This window comes from Sphingomonas azotifigens NBRC 15497, from assembly GCF_002091475.1.
Classification (GTDB): Bacteria; Pseudomonadota; Alphaproteobacteria; order Sphingomonadales; family Sphingomonadaceae; genus Sphingomonas; species Sphingomonas azotifigens.
This window is the reverse complement of the sequence record NZ_BCTR01000065.1, coordinates 1-18,076: the sequence shown is the minus strand read 5'-3', so window position 1 is coordinate 18,076 and position 18,076 is coordinate 1. Positions and strand designations below refer to the sequence as shown.

The 18,076-nt window shown below is 65.2% G+C and carries 29 protein-coding genes; 2 read left to right on the top strand and 27 right to left on the bottom strand.

The features are described from left to right. Nucleotides 1-130: 130 nt before the first annotated feature. On the bottom strand, nucleotides 131-661 hold the full coding sequence (rplO, locus tag SAZ01S_RS19360) for a 50S ribosomal protein L15 (RefSeq protein ID WP_084583901.1): 531 nt from the start codon (nucleotides 659-661) through the stop codon (nucleotides 131-133). Nucleotides 662-856: 195 nt separating this feature from the next. Next, entirely contained in the window at nucleotides 857-1,828 is a 972-nt protein-coding gene (locus SAZ01S_RS19355; RefSeq protein WP_084583900.1) for an alpha/beta hydrolase family protein, read from the bottom strand. A 139-nt stretch (nucleotides 1,829-1,967) separates the two neighbouring features. On the opposite strand from SAZ01S_RS19355, the gene SAZ01S_RS19350 reads away from it, so the two are divergent. Continuing rightward, a complete protein-coding gene (locus tag SAZ01S_RS19350; RefSeq protein ID WP_245825026.1) occupies nucleotides 1,968-2,735 on the top strand; it encodes a LytTR family DNA-binding domain-containing protein in 768 nt (255 codons plus the stop codon). Nucleotides 2,736-2,816: 81 nt separating this feature from the next. Here the strand turns inward: SAZ01S_RS19350 and SAZ01S_RS19345 are convergent, their stop codons facing one another. The 25 genes from SAZ01S_RS19345 to rpsL all read right to left on the bottom strand — a co-directional run bounded on the left by SAZ01S_RS19345 (nucleotide 2,817) and on the right by rpsL (nucleotide 17,368). After that, the gene (locus SAZ01S_RS19345; protein WP_084583898.1) at nucleotides 2,817-3,155 is read right to left on the bottom strand and encodes a hypothetical protein; all 339 of its coding nucleotides are present in this window, start codon (nucleotides 3,153-3,155) and stop codon (nucleotides 2,817-2,819) included. A 152-nt stretch (nucleotides 3,156-3,307) separates the two neighbouring features. Continuing rightward, nucleotides 3,308-3,487 carry a 50S ribosomal protein L30 gene (gene rpmD, locus SAZ01S_RS19340; protein WP_010545738.1) on the bottom strand — a complete coding sequence of 60 codons (180 nt, stop codon included), beginning with the start codon at nucleotides 3,485-3,487 and terminating at the stop codon, nucleotides 3,308-3,310. Nucleotides 3,488-3,493: 6 nt separating this feature from the next. Beyond that, the gene (rpsE, locus tag SAZ01S_RS19335; RefSeq protein WP_084583897.1) at nucleotides 3,494-4,210 is read right to left on the bottom strand and encodes a 30S ribosomal protein S5; all 717 of its coding nucleotides are present in this window, start codon (nucleotides 4,208-4,210) and stop codon (nucleotides 3,494-3,496) included. A 2-nt stretch (nucleotides 4,211-4,212) separates the two neighbouring features. Next, nucleotides 4,213-4,572 (bottom strand): 50S ribosomal protein L18, encoded by a 360-nt coding sequence (gene rplR, locus SAZ01S_RS19330; protein WP_174596157.1) that lies wholly within the window; start codon nucleotides 4,570-4,572, stop codon nucleotides 4,213-4,215. Further along, nucleotides 4,572-5,105 (bottom strand): 50S ribosomal protein L6, encoded by a 534-nt coding sequence (gene rplF / locus SAZ01S_RS19325; RefSeq protein ID WP_084583895.1) that lies wholly within the window; start codon nucleotides 5,103-5,105, stop codon nucleotides 4,572-4,574. Before rplF ends, rplR begins: the two co-directional genes overlap by 1 nt. Then, nucleotides 5,105-5,500 carry a 30S ribosomal protein S8 gene (gene rpsH, locus SAZ01S_RS19320; RefSeq protein ID WP_010545734.1) on the bottom strand — a complete coding sequence of 132 codons (396 nt, stop codon included), beginning with the start codon at nucleotides 5,498-5,500 and terminating at the stop codon, nucleotides 5,105-5,107. Before rpsH ends, rplF begins: the two co-directional genes overlap by 1 nt. Before the next feature lie 12 nt (nucleotides 5,501-5,512). Then, the gene (gene rpsN / locus SAZ01S_RS19315; protein ID WP_010545733.1) at nucleotides 5,513-5,818 is read right to left on the bottom strand and encodes a 30S ribosomal protein S14; all 306 of its coding nucleotides are present in this window, start codon (nucleotides 5,816-5,818) and stop codon (nucleotides 5,513-5,515) included. A 19-nt stretch (nucleotides 5,819-5,837) separates the two neighbouring features. Next, a complete protein-coding gene (gene rplE, locus SAZ01S_RS19310) occupies nucleotides 5,838-6,419 on the bottom strand; it encodes a 50S ribosomal protein L5 (protein WP_010545732.1) in 582 nt (193 codons plus the stop codon). Continuing rightward, the gene (gene rplX, locus SAZ01S_RS19305) at nucleotides 6,412-6,729 is read right to left on the bottom strand and encodes a 50S ribosomal protein L24 (RefSeq protein ID WP_064313336.1); all 318 of its coding nucleotides are present in this window, start codon (nucleotides 6,727-6,729) and stop codon (nucleotides 6,412-6,414) included. The genes rplE and rplX overlap by 8 nt, the downstream gene beginning before the upstream one ends. Further along, nucleotides 6,729-7,097 carry a 50S ribosomal protein L14 gene (gene rplN / locus SAZ01S_RS19300; protein WP_010545730.1) on the bottom strand — a complete coding sequence of 123 codons (369 nt, stop codon included), beginning with the start codon at nucleotides 7,095-7,097 and terminating at the stop codon, nucleotides 6,729-6,731. Before rplN ends, rplX begins: the two co-directional genes overlap by 1 nt. 142 nt (nucleotides 7,098-7,239) lie before the next feature. Further along, on the bottom strand, nucleotides 7,240-7,506 hold the full coding sequence (rpsQ, locus tag SAZ01S_RS19295) for a 30S ribosomal protein S17 (protein WP_010545729.1): 267 nt from the start codon (nucleotides 7,504-7,506) through the stop codon (nucleotides 7,240-7,242). Between the two features lie 13 nt (nucleotides 7,507-7,519). Beyond that, nucleotides 7,520-7,723 (bottom strand): 50S ribosomal protein L29, encoded by a 204-nt coding sequence (gene rpmC, locus SAZ01S_RS19290; protein ID WP_010545728.1) that lies wholly within the window; start codon nucleotides 7,721-7,723, stop codon nucleotides 7,520-7,522. Nucleotides 7,724-7,728: 5 nt separating this feature from the next. Next, nucleotides 7,729-8,160, bottom strand: a complete 432-nt coding sequence (rplP, locus tag SAZ01S_RS19285) for a 50S ribosomal protein L16 (RefSeq protein ID WP_064313338.1) — start codon at nucleotides 8,158-8,160, stop codon at nucleotides 7,729-7,731. Nucleotides 8,161-8,176: 16 nt separating this feature from the next. After that, entirely contained in the window at nucleotides 8,177-8,887 is a 711-nt protein-coding gene (gene rpsC / locus SAZ01S_RS19280; RefSeq protein WP_010545726.1) for a 30S ribosomal protein S3, read from the bottom strand. Beyond that, nucleotides 8,887-9,264 carry a 50S ribosomal protein L22 gene (gene rplV, locus SAZ01S_RS19275; protein ID WP_010545725.1) on the bottom strand — a complete coding sequence of 126 codons (378 nt, stop codon included), beginning with the start codon at nucleotides 9,262-9,264 and terminating at the stop codon, nucleotides 8,887-8,889. Before rplV ends, rpsC begins: the two co-directional genes overlap by 1 nt. Then, nucleotides 9,264-9,542, bottom strand: coding sequence for a 30S ribosomal protein S19 (gene rpsS / locus SAZ01S_RS19270; RefSeq protein WP_010545724.1), 279 nt, complete (start codon nucleotides 9,540-9,542; stop codon nucleotides 9,264-9,266). The genes rplV and rpsS overlap by 1 nt, the downstream gene beginning before the upstream one ends. A gap of 3 nt (nucleotides 9,543-9,545) precedes the next feature. Then, nucleotides 9,546-10,397 carry a 50S ribosomal protein L2 gene (gene rplB / locus SAZ01S_RS19265; protein ID WP_010545723.1) on the bottom strand — a complete coding sequence of 284 codons (852 nt, stop codon included), beginning with the start codon at nucleotides 10,395-10,397 and terminating at the stop codon, nucleotides 9,546-9,548. Between the two features lie 4 nt (nucleotides 10,398-10,401). Then, a complete protein-coding gene (locus tag SAZ01S_RS19260; RefSeq protein ID WP_010545722.1) occupies nucleotides 10,402-10,713 on the bottom strand; it encodes a 50S ribosomal protein L23 in 312 nt (103 codons plus the stop codon). Further along, complete coding sequence (gene rplD, locus SAZ01S_RS19255; RefSeq protein ID WP_084583894.1) at nucleotides 10,706-11,332, bottom strand: 50S ribosomal protein L4; 627 nt, start codon at nucleotides 11,330-11,332, stop codon at nucleotides 10,706-10,708. The genes SAZ01S_RS19260 and rplD overlap by 8 nt, the downstream gene beginning before the upstream one ends. Next, nucleotides 11,333-12,082: a 50S ribosomal protein L3 gene (gene rplC, locus SAZ01S_RS19250; protein WP_010545720.1), complete on the bottom strand. Its 750-nt coding sequence runs from the start codon at nucleotides 12,080-12,082 to the stop codon at nucleotides 11,333-11,335. 362 nt (nucleotides 12,083-12,444) lie between these two features. After that, entirely contained in the window at nucleotides 12,445-12,756 is a 312-nt protein-coding gene (gene rpsJ, locus SAZ01S_RS19245; RefSeq protein WP_010545719.1) for a 30S ribosomal protein S10, read from the bottom strand. A gap of 269 nt (nucleotides 12,757-13,025) precedes the next feature. Beyond that, a complete protein-coding gene (gene tuf, locus SAZ01S_RS19240; RefSeq protein WP_010545718.1) occupies nucleotides 13,026-14,219 on the bottom strand; it encodes an elongation factor Tu in 1,194 nt (397 codons plus the stop codon). Between the two features lie 81 nt (nucleotides 14,220-14,300). Next, on the bottom strand, nucleotides 14,301-16,397 hold the full coding sequence (gene fusA / locus SAZ01S_RS19235) for an elongation factor G (protein WP_084583893.1): 2,097 nt from the start codon (nucleotides 16,395-16,397) through the stop codon (nucleotides 14,301-14,303). A 66-nt stretch (nucleotides 16,398-16,463) separates the two neighbouring features. Beyond that, nucleotides 16,464-16,934 (bottom strand): 30S ribosomal protein S7, encoded by a 471-nt coding sequence (gene rpsG / locus SAZ01S_RS19230; protein ID WP_010545716.1) that lies wholly within the window; start codon nucleotides 16,932-16,934, stop codon nucleotides 16,464-16,466. Between the two features lie 62 nt (nucleotides 16,935-16,996). Further along, nucleotides 16,997-17,368: a 30S ribosomal protein S12 gene (gene rpsL / locus SAZ01S_RS19225; protein WP_010545715.1), complete on the bottom strand. Its 372-nt coding sequence runs from the start codon at nucleotides 17,366-17,368 to the stop codon at nucleotides 16,997-16,999. 299 nt (nucleotides 17,369-17,667) lie between these two features. On the opposite strand from rpsL, the gene SAZ01S_RS19220 reads away from it, so the two are divergent. Next, nucleotides 17,668-18,076, top strand: a 409-nt coding sequence (locus SAZ01S_RS19220; RefSeq protein WP_139810156.1) for a bactofilin family protein, incomplete at its 3' end; no start/stop codon positions are given.

The window sequence follows — 18,076 nt, the reverse complement described above, 5'->3', positions numbered from 1 at the left end:
TGACGGAGTGGCGAATGGATCCCGGCGTTCGCCGGGATGACGGGCCTGGGGGAAGCAGCGTCTTCAGCGACGCGCACCAGGCCCAGCACGAAGGAAGGCGGAGCCTTGGGAGCCCCGCCTTCGCGTTTCGTCAGCCCTGCTTGGCGGCCTTGGCAGCGGCCTGGGCCGTGCGGTGCTTCGCCTTGTGCTTCTCGGCGGCCGGAACGATCTCCGGCACGGTGACCGAGCCACCGGCCTTCTCGACCGCCTCACGCGCACCGGCGGAGACGCCGGCGACGGTGAAGTTCAGCTTCGCGGTGAGCGAGCCCTTGCCGAGCAGACGGACGCCGTCCTTGCCGCCACGAGCCAGGCCAGCGGCCTTCAGCGCGGCGTGATCGATGTCGGTGCCGGTCAGCTTGCCCGAATCGACAGCCTTCTGGATCTCGCCCAGGTTCACCTCGGCATAGTCCTTGGCGAAGATGTTGTTGAAGCCACGCTTCGGCAGACGCATGTGGAGCGGCATCTGACCGCCCTCGAAGCCCTTGATCGAGACGCCTTCGCGGCTCTTCTGACCCTTGACGCCGCGGCCGCCGGTCTTGCCCTTGCCCGAGCCGATACCACGGCCGATGCGCATGCGGCGATGACGGGCGCCCTGGTTGTCGTTGAGTTCGTTCAGCTTCATGATGTGTGCACTCGCTTTCGCTTTTGTCGCGCGTTGATGGGAAGCGCGGGCTCATAGCGGCGAGCGGGGGGAATGTCGACTCTTGTTTGGGGGAGCCGCGAGTCAGCGCCGACCGACCATACGCATTGCTTGTGAACCGGTCGGAGCGAAAGCAGCCGGTGCGGAAAGCTTGCAAACCCTGTTGAGGTCAACTGGTCAGTGCTGCCCCATCAGCTTCTCCCGAAAGAACCGAACCACTTCGCGATCGAAATTTCGATGGAACGCCGTCCGGTCGAAGCCCGAGGCGCTCCCGCACAGCTGCGGCATGTTCCCTGCATCCGCGCAGGGGGCGAGGAAATCGAAGTGTCCGGCGCCCGCCACCGCATGAAACTCGGGCGGCTGCGGCAGCGCGGCGCGGACGGCGTCGGCATAGAAGGGGGCGGGCAGGATCTGGTCCGCGTCGGCGCGCCACAGCTGCACGGGGATCGTGATCGCGGCGAGGCCCTTCGCGTCGAACGCGAAGCCCAGTGCCGGGGCGGCCACGACGATCGCCTTGAGCCGCGTGTCGCGCATCTCGGGCCAGGGCCCTATGGCGCCGCCGCGCGGTTGGGCCTTCAGCAGCGTGCAATCGAAAAAGGCGGGGTACTGCCGGCAATGCTCGGCGAGGCGCCCGAGGTCAGGCCGTCCGCCCGCCGCCGCCAGCACGGTGAAGCCGCCCGCCGAAAAGCCGAACGCCCCCACGCGATCGGGATCGATCGCGTCATGCCCGGCCCAGGCCCGCAGCATATAGCTGATCGTCGCGCTGAGCGCCGGCGGGCGCTGCTCGATATGGGTCGCCTGGCGGTTGTCCCGCCAATTGTCGCCGGGATGGGTCAGCGCCGCAACGACGAACCCCGCCCGGGCCAGCGCCACGGCCGTGTCGACATGCCCGGCAAAGTCGCCCCCCGTGCCGTGCGACAGGACGATCAACGGATGGCTACCGCCAGGCACGGGCGCGTCGGGCACGACATCCTGGCCCGACAGGCCGATTCGCGCGTGCACCGCGGTACCGGAGGCGGGGTACCAGATCCCCAGTTCGATGCCGTCGGCCGTGACACGGCGCTCGAACCCCGCCTCCGGCGATTGGGCCTGGGCCGCTGCGGCGCCGAGGCTGAACAAGAGGCTGGCAAGGAATAGACGTACGGACACGCACCACTCCACGAAGTTGCTGCATCCTCCAGATCGCCCCCGGCCCCGCGGCGAAAGCGCGCATGCGCGAACGGGCGAATGGGTTCGCCGGCCGGCAAGCGGGCTTTTTCCGGCGCAGCCCTCGCGATAGAAAGCGTGCGTGGCACCCTCCCCGCTTCTTTCGACCGACGCCATCCGCAGGACGCCGCCGCTGATGCGCGGCATCGCGCTGGCCGTGATCGCCGGCACCCTGCTCGCCGTGCTCGGACCCTTCGGCACCTATCTGAACGGCGGGCCTGTCCGGTTGCTCGGCTATTGGATCGGCGCAACGCTGCTCGGGCTGGTCCTGTACGGCTGGGCGTATCGGGCGATCCTCGCCAGGGTCACGACCGGCGCGTGGCGCTGGGGGCTGGCATTGCTGGGCGCGACGCTGGCGGCCAGCATTCCCGAAGCGCTGGCGACTCGCCTGGCAGCCTTCCTGCTCTGGCCGGATCTCGCCCAGCGCCACCTGCCGCTGCCGCTATGGTTCGCCCAGACCACGAGCATGGGCCTGATCGCGATGCTTGCCGCCCATGCCCTTTTGCGCAATCCCACCGCACCCGCACCCGCACCCGCACCCGCGCCCGCCCCGTCGCCCGCGGAGCGGCTGGCCGGCGACGTGCTCGCGCTACAGATGGAGGACCATTATGTGCGCGTCCACCGCGCCTCGGGTTCCGAGCTGCTCCTGATGCCGATGCGCCACGCGATCGACGCCGTCGAGGTGGAAGGCCTGCGCACCCACCGCTCTTGGTGGGTCGCCCGCCATGCCGTCGCCGCGGTGGAAGGGAATGCCCGCTCGATGCGCGTGCGACTGTCAAACGGCGTGGTCGCGCCGGTAGCACGCTCCGCGGTCACCCATCTCAAGGCCGCAGGCTGGGTCCAGACCTGACCGACGCCCGCGCGCAGCGGGTGCACGCCCGGCAATCCTGCGCGCTATGGGCAATGCCAGGTGACCGGCATCGCGCCTCGCTCAGGCGTGTGTGCACGCGAAGGCAACGAACGACCCCAGCGTGCGCGTGCGGATCATCGCATCCAGTCTTCCGATTGCCGGGCAGGTTGCGCCGTGCCCCAACCGATCGCAGCGCGGACCCGAATGGTCCGCCGCAGCGATCTTCCGGCGTTCTCGCGTGGAAAGCGAGTCTTCGAACGACTCCACCTGCCCGTCCAGGTCTGCCGGCTTGATCGATCGCAGATGACGCGCCGGACATTGGTGGTCGGCGAGCACGGCGAAGCGCTCGAACGTGCGGCCCGCCATCGCCTGATCCTCGGCCTGCGGGGAAAGCAACGCCATCAGCATCAACAGGATCATGATCGTTCTCCGGACCGGATGCGCGAGAAACTACGCCGGTCCGAACGGGTCGACAAGCGCACGCCGCCCCTCCCCGGAGCGCACACACGAAAAAGGGCGGTGGTTGCCCACCGCCCTCTTCCAATGTCGCCAAGGCCGGCGAAACCGAAGGCTCAGCCCTCGATCACCTCGACCATGTGCGGCAGCTTGCGGATCATGCCGCGGACCTCGGGGGTATCCTCGAGCTCCGAAACCTTGTGCATCTTGTTGAGGCCAAGGCCGATCAGCGTCGCGCGCTGATCCTTGGTGCGGCGGATCGGCGAGCCGATCTGCTTGATCTTGATCTTCGCCATGATCGGTTACTCCGTAACGGCCGCTGCGTCCGCCTCGGCGGTCTGCGAACCACCGCGGCCGAGCAGGTCGGCGATCTTCTTGCCACGGCGCTGCGCGACCGACTTCGGCGAAGTCTGCTCACCCAGTGCCTCGAACGTGGCGCGGATCATGTTGTACGGGTTCGAGGTGCCGACCGACTTGGTCACCACATCGGCCACGCCCAGCGATTCGAAGATCGCGCGCATCGGGCCGCCGGCGATGATGCCGGTACCCTGGGGCGCCGAACGGACGGTCACGCGGCCTGCGCCGAAGTGGCCGTTGCCGTCGTGGTGCAGCGTGCGGCCTTCCTTCAGCGGAACGCGGATCATCGCCTTCTTCGCCGAAGCGGTCGCCTTCGAGATGGCTTCCGGCACTTCGCGCGCCTTGCCATGACCGAAGCCGACACGGCCCTTGCCGTCGCCGACGACGACGAGTGCCGCGAAGCCGAAGCGCTTGCCGCCCTTCACCGTCTTCGAGACGCGGTTGATGTGGACGAGCTTCTCGATGAGCTCCTCGCCCTGTTCCTCGTTGTTGCGACGGTCGTCGCGACGGCCACGGTTGCCGTCACGGCCCCGGCCACCGCGGTCGCCGCGCTCGCCACCGCCGCGGCCGCCACGGCCACCGCGATTGCCGCGGTTGCCCTGCTCCTGGCCGGCGTCCTGCGCCTCGACCGGCGCTTCGGTCGTGTTGATTTCATCGGCCATCGTTAGAACTCCAATCCGCTCTCACGCGCGGCATCCGCCAGCGCCTTGACGCGACCATGGTAGAGGAAGCCACCGCGGTCGAAGACGACCTGGGTGATGCCGGCGGCCTTGGCGGCCTCGGCAACGCGCTTGCCCACTTCCTGTGCCGCGGCGATCGTGGCACCGGTCTGGCCACGCACGTCCTTATCGAGCGTGGAGGCCGAGGCGACGGTGCGACCCGCGGCGTCGTCGATCACCTGGGCATAGATGTGCTTGCCCGAGCGATGGATCGACAGACGAGGACGGCCACCGGCCCGCGCACGCAGCGCGGTACGGTTGCGGCGACGACGCTTTTCGAAAAGCGAAAGACCCTTGGTGCTGATCACTTCTTCTTCCCTTCCTTGCGGAAGATGAATTCGCCATCGTACTTGATGCCCTTGCCCTTATAGGGCTCCGGCTTGCGCCAACGGCGGATTTCCGCGGCCACCTGGCCGACCTTCTGCTTGTCGATGCCCGAGATCTCGACCGTGGTCTGATCCGGCGTCTTGATCTCGATTCCCTCGGGAATGTCGAAGTTGACGTCGTGCGAATAGCCGAGCTGCAGCTTCAGGACCTTGCCCTGCGAGGCAGCGCGGTAGCCCACGCCGGTGATCAGCAGCTTCTTGGTGAAGCCGGTGGTCACGCCGGTGACGAGGTTCTGCACCAGGGTACGCTGCATGCCCCAGAAGGCACGCGCGCGCTTGGTCTCGTTCGCCGGCTGCACCGAGATGCCGCCGTCGGTCACTTCGTACTTGATGTCGTCCGCGAGCGGCATGGTGAGGGTGCCCTTGGGCCCCTTCACCGAGATCTGCCCGCCGTCGATGTTCGCGGTCACGCCCGCAGGGACGGGAACCGGCTTCTTACCGATGCGGCTCATCAGAACACCTCCGCCAGCACTTCGCCGCCGACATTCTGTTCGCGCGCTTCGGCGTCGGACAGAACGCCGCGAGGCGTCGAGACGATCGTGATGCCGAGGCCGTTGCGGACGCGCGGAAGCTCCTGCGAACCCGAATAGACACGGCGGCCGGGCTTCGAGATGCGCGCGACGTGCTTGATCGCCGGCTGACCCTCGAAATACTTCAGCTCGATGCGGATGCCGGCCGCGGGGCCCATCTGCTCTTCGCTGTAGCCACGGATATAGCCCTCGCGCTGAAGCACGTCGAGGACACGGACACGCAACTTCGACGCCGGCGTCAGGACGGAGTCCTTGCGCGCGCGCTGGCCGTTGCGGATGCGGGTGAGCATGTCACCCAGGGGATCGGTCACTGCCATCTTGCGTGTCCTTTACCAGCTCGACTTCGTGACACCGGGGATCAGGCCCTTGTTGGCCAGATCGCGCAGCATGACACGTGCGAGACGGAACTTGCGGTAATAAGCGCGGGGACGACCCGTCAGCTCACACCGGTTGCGAATGCGGGTCGGGTTCCCGTTGCGGGGAATCTCGGCCATCTTGAGCCGTGCGATGAGACGCTCGGTCTCATCCAGGCTTTCGTCGTTCGCAATCGCCTTGAGCTTCGCGTACTTGCCGGCGTACTTCTTCACCAGCTGCTTGCGACGCTCGTTCTTGTTGATCGAACTCAGTTTCGCCATGACTTAAGTTCTTCCTTCCTTACGCCGCCTGCTTCGTTTCGCCGTCCGCCTGCGGGAACGGGAAACCGAAGAGACGGAGAAGCTCGCGAGCCTCGTCATCCGTCTTGGCAGTGGTGGTAACGATCACGTCCATGCCGCGCACCTTGTCGATGCGGTCATAGTTGATTTCGGGGAACACGAGCTGTTCCTTCAGGCCGCAGGCATAGTTGCCACGACCGTCGAACGACTTCGGGTTCAGGCCGCGGAAGTCGCGGACGCGCGGGAGCGCGATCGTGATGAAACGATCGAGGAACTCGTACATGCGCTCGCGACGAAGGGTCACCTTCGCACCGATCGGCATGCCTTCACGCAGCTTGAACTGCGCGATCGACTTCTTCGCCTTGGTCACGACGGGCTTCTGGCCGGCGATCAGTTCCATTTCAGAAGCGGCCTGCTCGACCTTCTTCTTGTCCTGGGTGGCTTCGCCAACGCCCATGTTCAGCACGATCTTTTCGATGCGCGGAATTTCCATGACGTTCTTGTAGCCGAACTTCTCGGTCATCGCCTTGACGATCTGCTCGTCATAGAGCTTGCGCAGGCGGGGCGTGTACTTGTCAGCCATTGATGACCTCCCCGGTCTTGACGGCGACGCGAACCTTCTTGCCGTCGCGTTCTTCGAAGCGGACGCGCGTCGGCTTGCCGTCGGCGGTCACGTGCGCGACCTTCGAGACATGCAGCGGCGCTTCGATGCGCACCAGGCCACCCTGGGGCTCGCCCTGGGTCGGCTTCTTGTGGCGAACGGCGATGTTCACGCCGGAAACGACGACCTTGTCGTCCTTCGGCAGCGACTTGACGACCTCACCGGTCTTGCCCTTGTCCTTGCCGGACAGGACAACGACCTTGTCGCCCTTCTTGATCTTGGCAGCAGCCATCACAGCACCTCGGGGGCGAGCGAAATGATCTTCATGAAGCCCTTCGAGCGGAGCTCGCGGACCACCGGGCCAAAGATACGGGTGCCGATCGGCTCCTCGTTCTTGTTGACCAGCACGGCGGCGTTACCGTCGAAACGGATGACCGAGCCGTCGGTGCGGCGGATGTCCTTCGCCGTGCGGACGATAACCGCGCGGTGGACGTCGCCCTTCTTAACCTTGCCGCGAGGCGCGGCTTCCTTGATGCTGACGACGATGACGTCGCCCACGCCGGCGAAGCGACGCTTCGACCCGCCCAGCACCTTGATGCACTGCACCCGCTTCGCGCCGCTGTTGTCAGCGACGTCGAGATTGGACTGCATCTGGATCATCGATCCGGTTCCTTCTCGTTTGGCCTGCCGGGACGCGCCCGGTGGTTCCGTTTCTAATGCGTCACCCCGGCCTTGCGGCCGGGGCACCAAAGCGGCGGCCTATGACCGCAACTCGAGTTCTCCGCAAGAGCGGAGATGACGATTATGCGTCGACCGTGTTCGGCGTCGCGTGGGTATCGACCCGCCCGATCACCTTCCAGGTCTTCAGCTTGGAGATCGGCGCAGTCTCTTCGATGCGCACGGTCTCGCCGGCCTTGTACTCATTCGCCTCGTCATGGGCGTGGTACTTCTTCGAGCGGCGGATGATCTTCCCGTAGAGCGGGTGCTTCACCTTACGCTCCACGAGAACCACCACGGTCTTGTCGCCCTTGTCCGAGACGATGTTCCCGGTCAGCACGCGCTTCGGCATGGTCTCGGTCCTCTTACTTGGCAGTCGAGCGCGAGCGCTCGTTCTGCAGCGTCTTGATACGGGCGATGTCGCGACGCACTTCCCGCACGCGGGTCGGCTTCTCGAGCTGGCTCGTGGCGGCCTGGAAGCGCAGGTTGAACTGCTCGCGCTTCAGGTTGCCCAGCTGCTCGGCGAGCTGGTCGTCGGTGTTGGCCCGAAAGTCGGTTGCCTTGGTCATTTCTATCAGCCCTCCAGGTGCGTCGTGTCGCCGAGGCGAGCGACGACCTTGGTCTTGATCGGCAGCTTCATCGCGGCGCGCTCGAACGCTTCCGCGGCGAGCGGGCCGGGAACGCCGTCCAGCTCGAACAGGATGCGGCCCGGCTTGACGCGGGCGACCCAGAACTCCGGCGAACCCTTACCCGAGCCCATGCGGACTTCGGCGGGCTTCGACGAAACCGGAACATCCGGGAAGATGCGGATCCAGAGACGACCCTGACGCTTGATGTGACGCGTGATCGCGCGGCGAGCCGCCTCGATCTGGCGCGCGGTGATCCGCTCGGGCTCCATCGCCTTCAGGCCATAGGAGCCGAAGTTGAGCGCCGTACCACCCTTGGCGTCGCCATGGATGCGGCCCTTGAAGGCCTTGCGGAACTTGGTGCGCTTCGGTTGCAGCATTGTTCTGTCCTAGTCCTTAGCGGCGATGATCGTCGCGCGACGGGCGCACGCCCGAGGTCTGCGCCTCGAGGTTCAGCCGGTCCTGCGCCATCGGATCGTGACCGAGGATTTCGCCCTTGAAGATCCAGACCTTCACGCCGCACACGCCATAGGCGGTGTGGGCTTCGGCCTCGGCATAGTCGACGTTCGCGCGCAGCGTGTGCAGCGGAACGCGGCCTTCGCGGTACCATTCGGTGCGGGCGATTTCCGCGCCGCCCAGACGGCCGGCGCAGGTGATACGAATGCCCTCGGCGCCGAGACGGAGTGCCGACTGCACCGCGCGCTTCATCGCACGACGGAACGCGATACGGCGCTCCAGCTGGTCCGCCACGCCCTGCGCGACGAGCTTCGCATCGACTTCCGGCTTGCGGATCTCGACGATGTTGAGCGAAACGTCGGACGAGGTCATCGCGCCGAGCGTCTTGCGCAGCTTCTCGATGTCCGCGCCCTTCTTGCCGATGATCACGCCGGGACGCGCCGCGAAGATCGAGATGCGGCACAGCTTGGCCGGACGCTCGATGACCACCTTCGAGATCGCGGCCTGCGGCAGCGTCTTGAGGATGAACTTGCGGATCTTGAGGTCCTCCAGCAGCAGACGGCCATAGTCATGGCCTTCCGCGAACCAGCGGCTGTCCCAGGTGCGGTTGATCTGCAGGCGCAGACCGATGGGATTGCTCTTCTGACCCATTATGCTTCTTCCTGCTCGCGCACGACGATGCGCAGACGGCTGAACGGCTTCAGGATGCGGGTGGACTTGCCACGGCCGCGCGTCGCGAAGCGCTTCATCGTGATCGACTTGCCGACCGAGGCCTCGGCGACGACGAGCGCGTCGACGTCGAGGTTGTGGTTGTTCTCGGCATTGGCGATGGCCGAAGCCAGCACCTTGCGGGCGTCGACCGCCATCGCCTTCTTCGAGAAGGCGAGGATGTTCATCGCTTCCGCGGCGGTGCGGCCACGGATCAGACCGGCAACCAGGTTCAGCTTCTGGGCCGAACCACGGATCTGGGTGGCGACGGCAAGGGCTTCCTTGTCGCCGACCTTACGGGGGGCTGCCTGCTTGCTCATTAGCGCTTACCCTTCTTGTCGGCGGCGTGACCGGGGAAGAAGCGGGTCGGCGCGAACTCGCCGAGCTTCATGCCAACCATTTCCTCGTTGACCGACACCGGCACGAACTTGCGGCCGTTGTAGACGTTGAACGTCAGACCAACGAACTGCGGGAGGATCGTCGAGCGACGCGACCAGGTCTTGATCGGACCAGCGCGCGTGCCCTGATCCTGGGCGGCTTCTGCCTTCTTGAGAAGGTGCAGGTCCACGAACGGACCCTTCCATACGGAGCGAGCCATCTATCAGCCCTTCTTCTTCGCGTGACGCGAACGGATGATCATCTTGTCCGTCGCCTTGTTGTGGCGGGTGCGCGCACCCTTGGTCGGCTTGCCCCACGGGGTAACCGGGTGACGGCCGCCCGAGGTACGGCCTTCACCACCGCCGTGCGGGTGGTCGACCGGGTTCTTCGCGACACCGCGGGTGAGCGGACGCGCACCCTGCCAGCGGCTACGACCGGCCTTGCCGAAGTTCTGGTTCTGGTTGTCGGGGTTCGACACCGCACCCACCGTCGCCATGCAGGCGGCGTGGATGTAGCGCTGCTCGCCCGAGCCCAGACGCACGATCACCATGCCGCGGTCACGACCGACGACCTGGACGTACGCACCGGCCGAACGGGCGATCTGACCGCCCTTGCCCGGCTTCATCTCCACATTGTGGACGATGGTGCCGACCGGCATCTGGCCCAGCTCCATGGCGTTGCCCGGCTTCACGTCGGTCTTCTTGCCCGCGATCACCTTGTCGCCGACAGCGAGACGCTGCGGGGCGATGATGTAGGCCAGACGATCCTTGCCGGCTTCGTCGGCGCCGTAGTTGATCAGCGCGATGAAGGCGGTGCGGTTCGGGTCATACTCGATCCGCTCGACGGTGCCTTCGACGTCCCACAGGCGGCGCTTGAAATCGACGATGCGATAGCGCTGCTTGTGACCGCCACCGATGCCACGCGAGGTGACATGGCCCTTGTTGTTACGGCCGCCGGTCTTGGTCTTGCCTTCGGTCAGCGCCTTGACGGGGCGACCCTTGAAGAGCTGCGAGCGGTCGATCAGGATCAGCCCGCGGACGCCAGGCGACGTCGGATTATAGTTCTTGAGCGCCATGGTCTCAGATCCCCGTGGTCACGTCGATCTGTTCGCCCTGGGCGAGCGTCACGACCGCTTTCTTAAAGTCCGAACGGCGGTAGGGCGCGCCCTTCCACTTCTTGGTCTTGCCCTTCTGGACGAGGGTGTTCACGCCGGTGACCTTGACGTTGAACAGCGCCTCGACGGCAGCCTTGATCTCCGGCTTGGTCGCGTCGTTGGCGACCTTGAAGACCACGGCGTTCGCCTCGGAGACGAGCGTCGACTTTTCGGTGATGTGCGGGGCGAGCACCACGTCGTAGTGACGGATGTCGACCGGCTTGGACTGCTTAGCCATTGAAGCGCGCCTCCAGCTTCTCGACGGCAGCGCGGGTCAGGACCAGCGTGTCGCTCTTCAGGATGTCGTAGACGTTGGCGCCGATCGCCGGCAGCACGTCCACCTGGTGCAGGTTGCCCGCCGCCAGCGCGAAGCTGTTCTCGACGGTGTCGCCGTCGATCACCAGGGCCTTCTTGCCGAAGCCCAGCTTCTCGAGGTTGCCGGCCAGGACCTTGGTCTTGCCGTTCTCGACGATCAGGCTGTCCATGACGATCAGCGAACCCGCCTTGGCGTGGCTCGACAGCGCCATCTTCAGGCCCAGCGCGCGGATCTTCTTGTTCAGCGACGGATTGAAGTCGCGAACACGGGCACCGTGCGCCTTACCACCGCCGATGAACACCGGCGCGCGGCGATCGCCGTGACGAGCGGTACCACCGCCCTTCTGGCGGCCCCACTTCTTGCCCGAACGCGCGACGTCCGAACGCTCGCGGGTGCCACGGGCAGTGCCGCGACGCTTCTCGAGCTGCCAGGTGACGACGCGGTGCAGGATGTCGGCGCGCGGATCGAGACCGAAGATCTCGTCGTTGAGCTCGATATCGCCCTTCTCGGCGGCGTCGAGGGTTTGAACCTTGACCTTCACTTAGCCCTCCTGGCCTTCGGTGGCTTCCGGAGCGGCCACGGCGGGCGCTTCGGCGGGAGCCTCGTTGCTGTTCGCGACGGTCTTCAGACCGGCGGGGTACGGCGCTTCGGCGTGACGGGCGACCTTGACGGCGTCCTTCACGATCAGCCAGCCGCCCTTCGAGCCCGGAACCGAACCCTTGACGAAGATCAGGCCGCGCTCGGCATCGGTGCCGACCACTTCCAGATTCTGCTGGGTGCGATTGCGGTCGCCCATGTGACCGGCCATCTTCTTGTTCTTGAAGACGCGACCCGGATCCTGGCGGTTACCGGTCGAACCGTGCGAACGGTGCGAGACGGAAACGCCGTGGGTGGCGCGCAGACCGCCGAAGCCCCAACGCTTCATGGCGCCGGCGAAACCCTTACCCTGGGTACGGCCCGACACGTCGACCAGCTGGCCTGCGACGAAATGGTCGGCCGAGATCTCGGCGCCCACGTCCAGCAGACCATCTTCCTCGACGCGGAATTCGCAGAGGATCGCCTTCGGCTCGACTTCGGCCTTGCCGAAGTGGCCGCGCTGCGGCTTGGCGACGTTCTTGGCCTTCGCCGTGCCGGCGCCGACCTGAACGGCCACATAGCCATCCTTTTCGGTGGTGCGCTGTGCGACCACCTGGACGCCTTCCAGTGCCAGAACGGTCACCGGCACGTGCCGGCCGTCGTCCTGGAACAGGCGGGTCATCCCCATCTTCTTCGCGATAACGCCAGTGCGCATCGGCCTGTTGCTCCTATTACAGAGGCACCCCCGGGACCATTCCCGCGGGTGCGTGTTCAACCCTGAATGTTTTACTGCGAAGCCCCCGTCCGGGCTGAACCTCCACCTTGCGGCGGAAGAGACGGGGGACGCAGGCCCGGCCACTCGAAAGCCGCCGGCGGTATCCCTTGTCGCTGCGAGCCTGGTCGGCTCGCCACTCCTTGCGTTGGATCGGGAAACGATCCGGTCGAGGAGGATGGCGACTCCACGAAGGAGTCGCGAATCTCGAGGAAGCGGCGCCTTTACGTCAGCTAGGCTTCCCTGTCCACCTTATAAAGGGTGAACGCCAAAAGCCCCCGCGAAGCGCGGGGGCGTCAGCCGGCTCAGGCCAGCTTGATCTCGACGTCGACGCCGGCGGCCAGGTCGAGCTTCATGAGCGCGTCCACAGTCTGCGGGGTCGGCTGAACGATGTCGAGCATGCGCTTGTAGGTGCGCGTCTCGAACTGCTCGCGCGACTTCTTATCGATGTGCGGGCCACGGTTGACCGTGAACTTGTCGATGTGAGTCGGGAGCGGGATGGGGCCACGGATGAGGGCGCCGGTACGGCGGGCGGTGTCGGCAATGTCGCCGGCAGCCTGATCGAGCACGCGGTGATCGAACGCCTTGAGGCGAATGCGGATATTCTGCGTTTCCATGGTCCTACCGATGCGAAAGAGCGGGGCAACGCACCCAATTGCCATCCCGGCGAAGCCCCGGCCCCTGCCCCATCCGCTACAAGAGCGATTCGGGCGGCGCCGGTTGAACCGGAACGGCGGCTGGATGGCCGCCTCTTGCTGTTGAACTCAAAACTCGAAGGGCGCGCCTTTAACGGCCCTTCTATAAAAAGGCAACCGCCCGACACTCATTTTCTGAGTGCCGGGCGGAACCTTTTTGCAGTCACCTGCGGGCCGAAGCCCGCAAATGCTTACTTGTCGATCGAGGCAACCACGCCCGCGCCGACGGTACGACCGCCTTCACGGATGGTGAAGCGCTGGCCGACGTCCATAGCGATCGGCGCGATCAGCTTGACGCCGAGCGCGATGTTGTCGCCCGGCATCACCATCTCGGTGCCCTCGGGCAGCTCGACGGTGCCGGTCACGTCCGTGGTACGGAAGTAGAACTGCGGACGATAGTTCGCGAAGAACGGCGTGTGACGGCCGCCCTCGTCCTTCGACAGGACGTACACTTCCGACTTGAACTCGGTGTGCGGCTTGATCGAGCCCGGCTTCGCCAGAACCTGACCACGCTCCACCTCGTCGCGCGCGACGCCGCGCAGCAGCGCACCGACGTTGTCGCCGGCCTGGCCCTGGTCGAGCAGCTTGCGGAACATTTCGACGCCCGTGACGGTGGTCTTGCGGGTGTCGTGGATGCCGACGATCTCGACTTCTTCACCAACCTTGATGATGCCGGTTTCGACACGGCCGGTCACCACGGTGCCGCGACCCGAGATCGAGAACACGTCTTCGATCGGCATCATGAACGGCTTGTCGAGCGGACGCTCCGGCTCCGGGATCGACTCGTCGACAGCAGCCATGAGCGCCAGGATGGCGTCCTTGCCCAGCTTGTCGTCGGTGCCGTTCAGCGCGGCCGTCGCCGAACCACGGATGATCGGAATGTTGTCGCCGTCGAACTCACGCTTGGAGAGCTCTTCGCGAATTTCCATTTCGACCAGCTCGAGGATTTCCTCGTCGTCGACCAGATCGCACTTGTTGAGGAACACGACCATGGTCGGCACGCCGACCTGACGGGCGAGCAGGATGTGCTCCTTGGTCTGCGGCATCGGACCGTCGGTCGCTGCCACCACCAGGATCGCGCCGTCCATCTGCGCTGCGCCGGTGATCATGTTCTTCACGTAGTCGGCGTGACCCGGGCAGTCGACGTGCGCGTAGTGACGGCTGTTCGTCTCATACTCGACGTGCGCGGTCGAGATGGTGATGCCGCGCTCGCGCTCTTCCGGAGCCTTGTCGATGTTCGCGAAATCAACCGCTGCGTTGCCCGCAACGTTCTCCGCCAGGATCTTCGTGATCGCAGCCGTCAGCGACGTCTTGCCATGGTCGACGTGACCGATGGTGCCGATGTTGAGGTGCGGTTTGCTCCGATCGAACTTTGCCTTCGCCATTGTCTTCCTACCTTCTGATTCAATTTCCCGTGCCGCCATGGGGACTCGCGAGAACGCGGCCCCATAGCGGCTGTTTTCCGATTACGCCAGCTTTGCCTTCACTTCGTCGGCGACGTTGGCGGGCACCTCGTCATAGTGCGAGAACTGCATCGTGTACTGCGCACGGCCCTGGGTGAACGAGCGAAGCGCGTTCACGTAACCGAACATGTTCGCCAGCGGCACCATGGCAGTGACGGCCTGCGCGTTACCGCGGGTGTCCGTGCCCTGGATCTGGCCACGACGGCTGTTCATGTCGCCGATGACATCGCCCAGATAGTCTTCCGGGGTGACGACTTCGACCTTCATGATCGGCTCGAGCAGCTTGATGCCCGACTTCTGCGCCGCTTCGCGCATCGCTGCACGGGCGGTGATTTCGAACGCCAGCGCCGACGAGTCGACGTCGTGGTACGCACCGTCATACAGCAGCACTTCGAAGTCGATGATCGGGAAGCCGACCAGCGAGCCCGTAGCTGCCGTCTCGCGGAAGCCCTTTTCGATCGCGGGGATATATTCCTTCGGAATGTTACCGCCCTTGATCTCGTCCTTGAAGACGATGCCCGAACCGCGCTCGCCCGGCGTCAGCTTGACCTTGACGCGACCGAACTGACCGGTGCCGCCCGACTGCTTCTTGTGCGTGTAGTCGATGTCGACCGGCTTCGCGAGATATTCGCGATACGCCACCTGCGGCGCGCCGACATTCGCCTCGACCTTGAACTCACGCTTCATGCGGTCGACCAGGATCTCGAGATGGAGCTCGCCCATGCCCTTGATGATGGTCTGGCCGCTCTCCGAGTCGGACGAGACGCGGAACGACGGGTCCTCGCGGGCAAGACGATTGAGCGCGACGCCCATCTTTTCCTGGTCCGCCTTGGTCTTCGGCTCCACCGACAGCTCGATCACGGGCTCGGGGAATTCCATCCGCTCGAGGATGATCGGAGCGTTCTGCGCGCAGAGCGTGTCACCGGTCGTGGTATCCTTGAGGCCGGCGAGCGCGACGATGTCGCCCGCATAGGCTTCCTGGATGTCCTCACGGCTGTTCGCATGCATCAGCAGCATGCGGCCGACCTTTTCCTTCTTGTCCTTCACCGAGTTCATCACGGTGGTGGCCGCTTCGAGCTTGCCCGAATAGATGCGCGCGAAGGTCAGGGTGCCGACGAACGGGTCGTTCATGATCTTGAACGCCAGCGCCGCGAACGGCTCGGTGTCCGAGGACGGACGCTCGTCCGGCGTTTCGCCGTCGAGCTTGACGCCCTTGATCGCCGGAACGTCGAGCGGGCTCGGCAGATAGTCGATCACGGCGTCGAGCAGGGGCTGCACGCCCTTGTTCTTGAACGCCGAGCCGCAGATCACCGGCACGAACGCCATCTCGAGCGTGCCCTTGCGGATCAGACGCTTGAGGTCGGCGACGCTCGGCTCGTTGCCTTCGAGATAGGCTTCCATCAGCGCGTCGTCGAGCTCGACGGCCATCTCGATCAGGTCGCTGCGATACTTCGCGGCCTTCTCGGCGAGATCGGCCGGGATGTCCTGATATTCGAACTTCGCGCCCAGGCTCTCTTCGAGCCAGATGATCGCGCGGTTCTCGACCAAGTCGACGAGACCCTTGAAGCCGCCCTCGATGCCGATCGGGAGATACAGCACCGCCGGACGCGCACCGAGGCGGTCGATGATCGAGTTCACGCAGAAATAGAAGTCTGCGCCGGTGCGGTCGAGCTTGTTGACGAAGCACATGCGCGGCACGCCGTACTTGTCGGCCTGACGCCACACGGTTTCCGACTGCGGCTCCACGCCGGCAACGCCGTCGAAGCACGCGACCGCACCGTCGAGCACGCGCAGCGAACGCTCGACTTCGATCGTGAAGTCGACGTGGCCGGGGGTGTCGATGATGTTGATCCGGTGCTCTTCGCCCTTGCCGTCCTGGGCGCGCCAGAAGCAGGTGGTAGCAGCGGACGTGATCGTGATCCCGCGCTCCTGCTCCTGCTCCATCCAGTCCATCGTCGCGGTGCCTTCGTGCACTTCGCCGATCTTGTAGGACTTGCCGGTGTAATAAAGGATACGCTCGGTCGTGGTCGTCTTACCGGCGTCGATATGGGCCATGATGCCGATGTTGCGGTAACGCTCGAGCGGATGGCTGCGGGCCATGATCGTGGTTTCCTTGAAAATTTGGGGAGCCGGACCGTCCGGCTCCCCAATATGTAGGGTCGAAAGTTACCAGCGGTAGTGGCTGAAGGCGCGGTTCGCTTCCGCCATGCGGTGCGTGTCTTCGCGCTTCTTCACCGCGTTGCCGCGGTTGTTCGCCGCATCCATCAGCTCACCCGAAAGACGGGCGGCCATGGTGTGCTCGCTGCGGTTGCGGGCCGAAGCGATCAGCCAGCGGATCGCGAGCGCCTGCGCACGCTCCGGACGAACCTCGACCGGAACCTGGTAGGTCGCACCGCCGACGCGGCGGCTGCGGACTTCGATGCCGGGCTTCACGTTGTTCAGCGCGTCATGGAAGACGCCGATCGGCTCGCGCTTGGCGCGCTGCTCGACGGTCTGGAGGGCGCCATAGACGATCGCTTCCGCGACTGCCTTCTTGCCGTCCAGCATGACCGAATTCATGAACTTCGACAGAACCTGATCCCCATAGACGGGATCGGGCAGGATTTCCCGCTTTTCGGGACGACGACGACGTGCCATCTCAATACTTCCTTCTGATCTTCAGCCGATCCGGAACACGTCCGGGGCTTACTATGGCCTGATTACTTCGGACGCTTCGCGCCGTACTTCGAACGGCTCTGCTTGCGATCCTTGACGCCCTGCGTATCGAGCACGCCGCGAAGGACGTGGTAGCGGACGCCGGGAAGGTCGCGCACACGGCCACCGCGGATGAGCACCACCGAGTGCTCCTGCAGGTTGTGGCCTTCGCCCGGGATGTAGCTGATGACTTCGCGGCTGTTGGTCAGGCGGACCTTTGCCACCTTGCGAAGTGCCGAGTTCGGCTTCTTCGGGGTCGTCGTGTACACGCGGGTGCAGACACCGCGCTTCTGCGGGTTCTGTTCCATCGCAGGGACCTTGGACTTGGCCTTCTGCGGTTCGCGGCCCTTGCGGACCAGCTGGTTAATCGTCGGCATGAAGCCCTTCACCTTTCAGATGGTTACTTTGCTGGAGCCCTGTTGGACAGAATACGAAAAAGCCCCGAAGGCCTCAGCCCCCCGGGCGATTGCGTCTCCAGCAACGTTCAGCTCTTTGTACCCAAGGCAGGAATCGCCCTACCCGGAACCGGGCGGCCTATACCGATGCGGGGCGATCCGGTCAACAGCGCCGCCCTCGGCCCGCCGCAGCGCCGGCGTTAACCCTTTCCGGGGGCTGATCCGCGGCGGCAGCTGTGCTAGCCCGCGTGGCGAATGGGTTCCGCATGGGGGTGTCGCGCATGTTCAACGGCAATCGCAATAGGGAGGATCGCAACACCTCCTCGGCAAGCACGGCGCAGAGCAATGCCCGGCGCGGGCAGTTCTCGGTGCTCGGCGCCGACATCGTCATTACCGGCAACCTCGTCGCCACCTCGGACCTGCATATCGACGGTCGCATCGAAGGCGATGTCCGCTGCGGCAGCCTGGTCCAGGGCGCCGAAAGCCAGATCTTCGGCCGAGTCGAGGCCGACGACGCGCGCCTCGCCGGTGCGATCGAAGGCTCGGTCCGCGCCCGCCAGCTCACCGTCGAGCGGACGGCGCGGATCACCGGCGACGTCGAATATGAGACGATCATGGTCGAGCAAGGCGGCCATATCGACGGCCGCCTCAAGCACATGAGCAGTGGCACGACCGCCGCCGCGCCGGTGC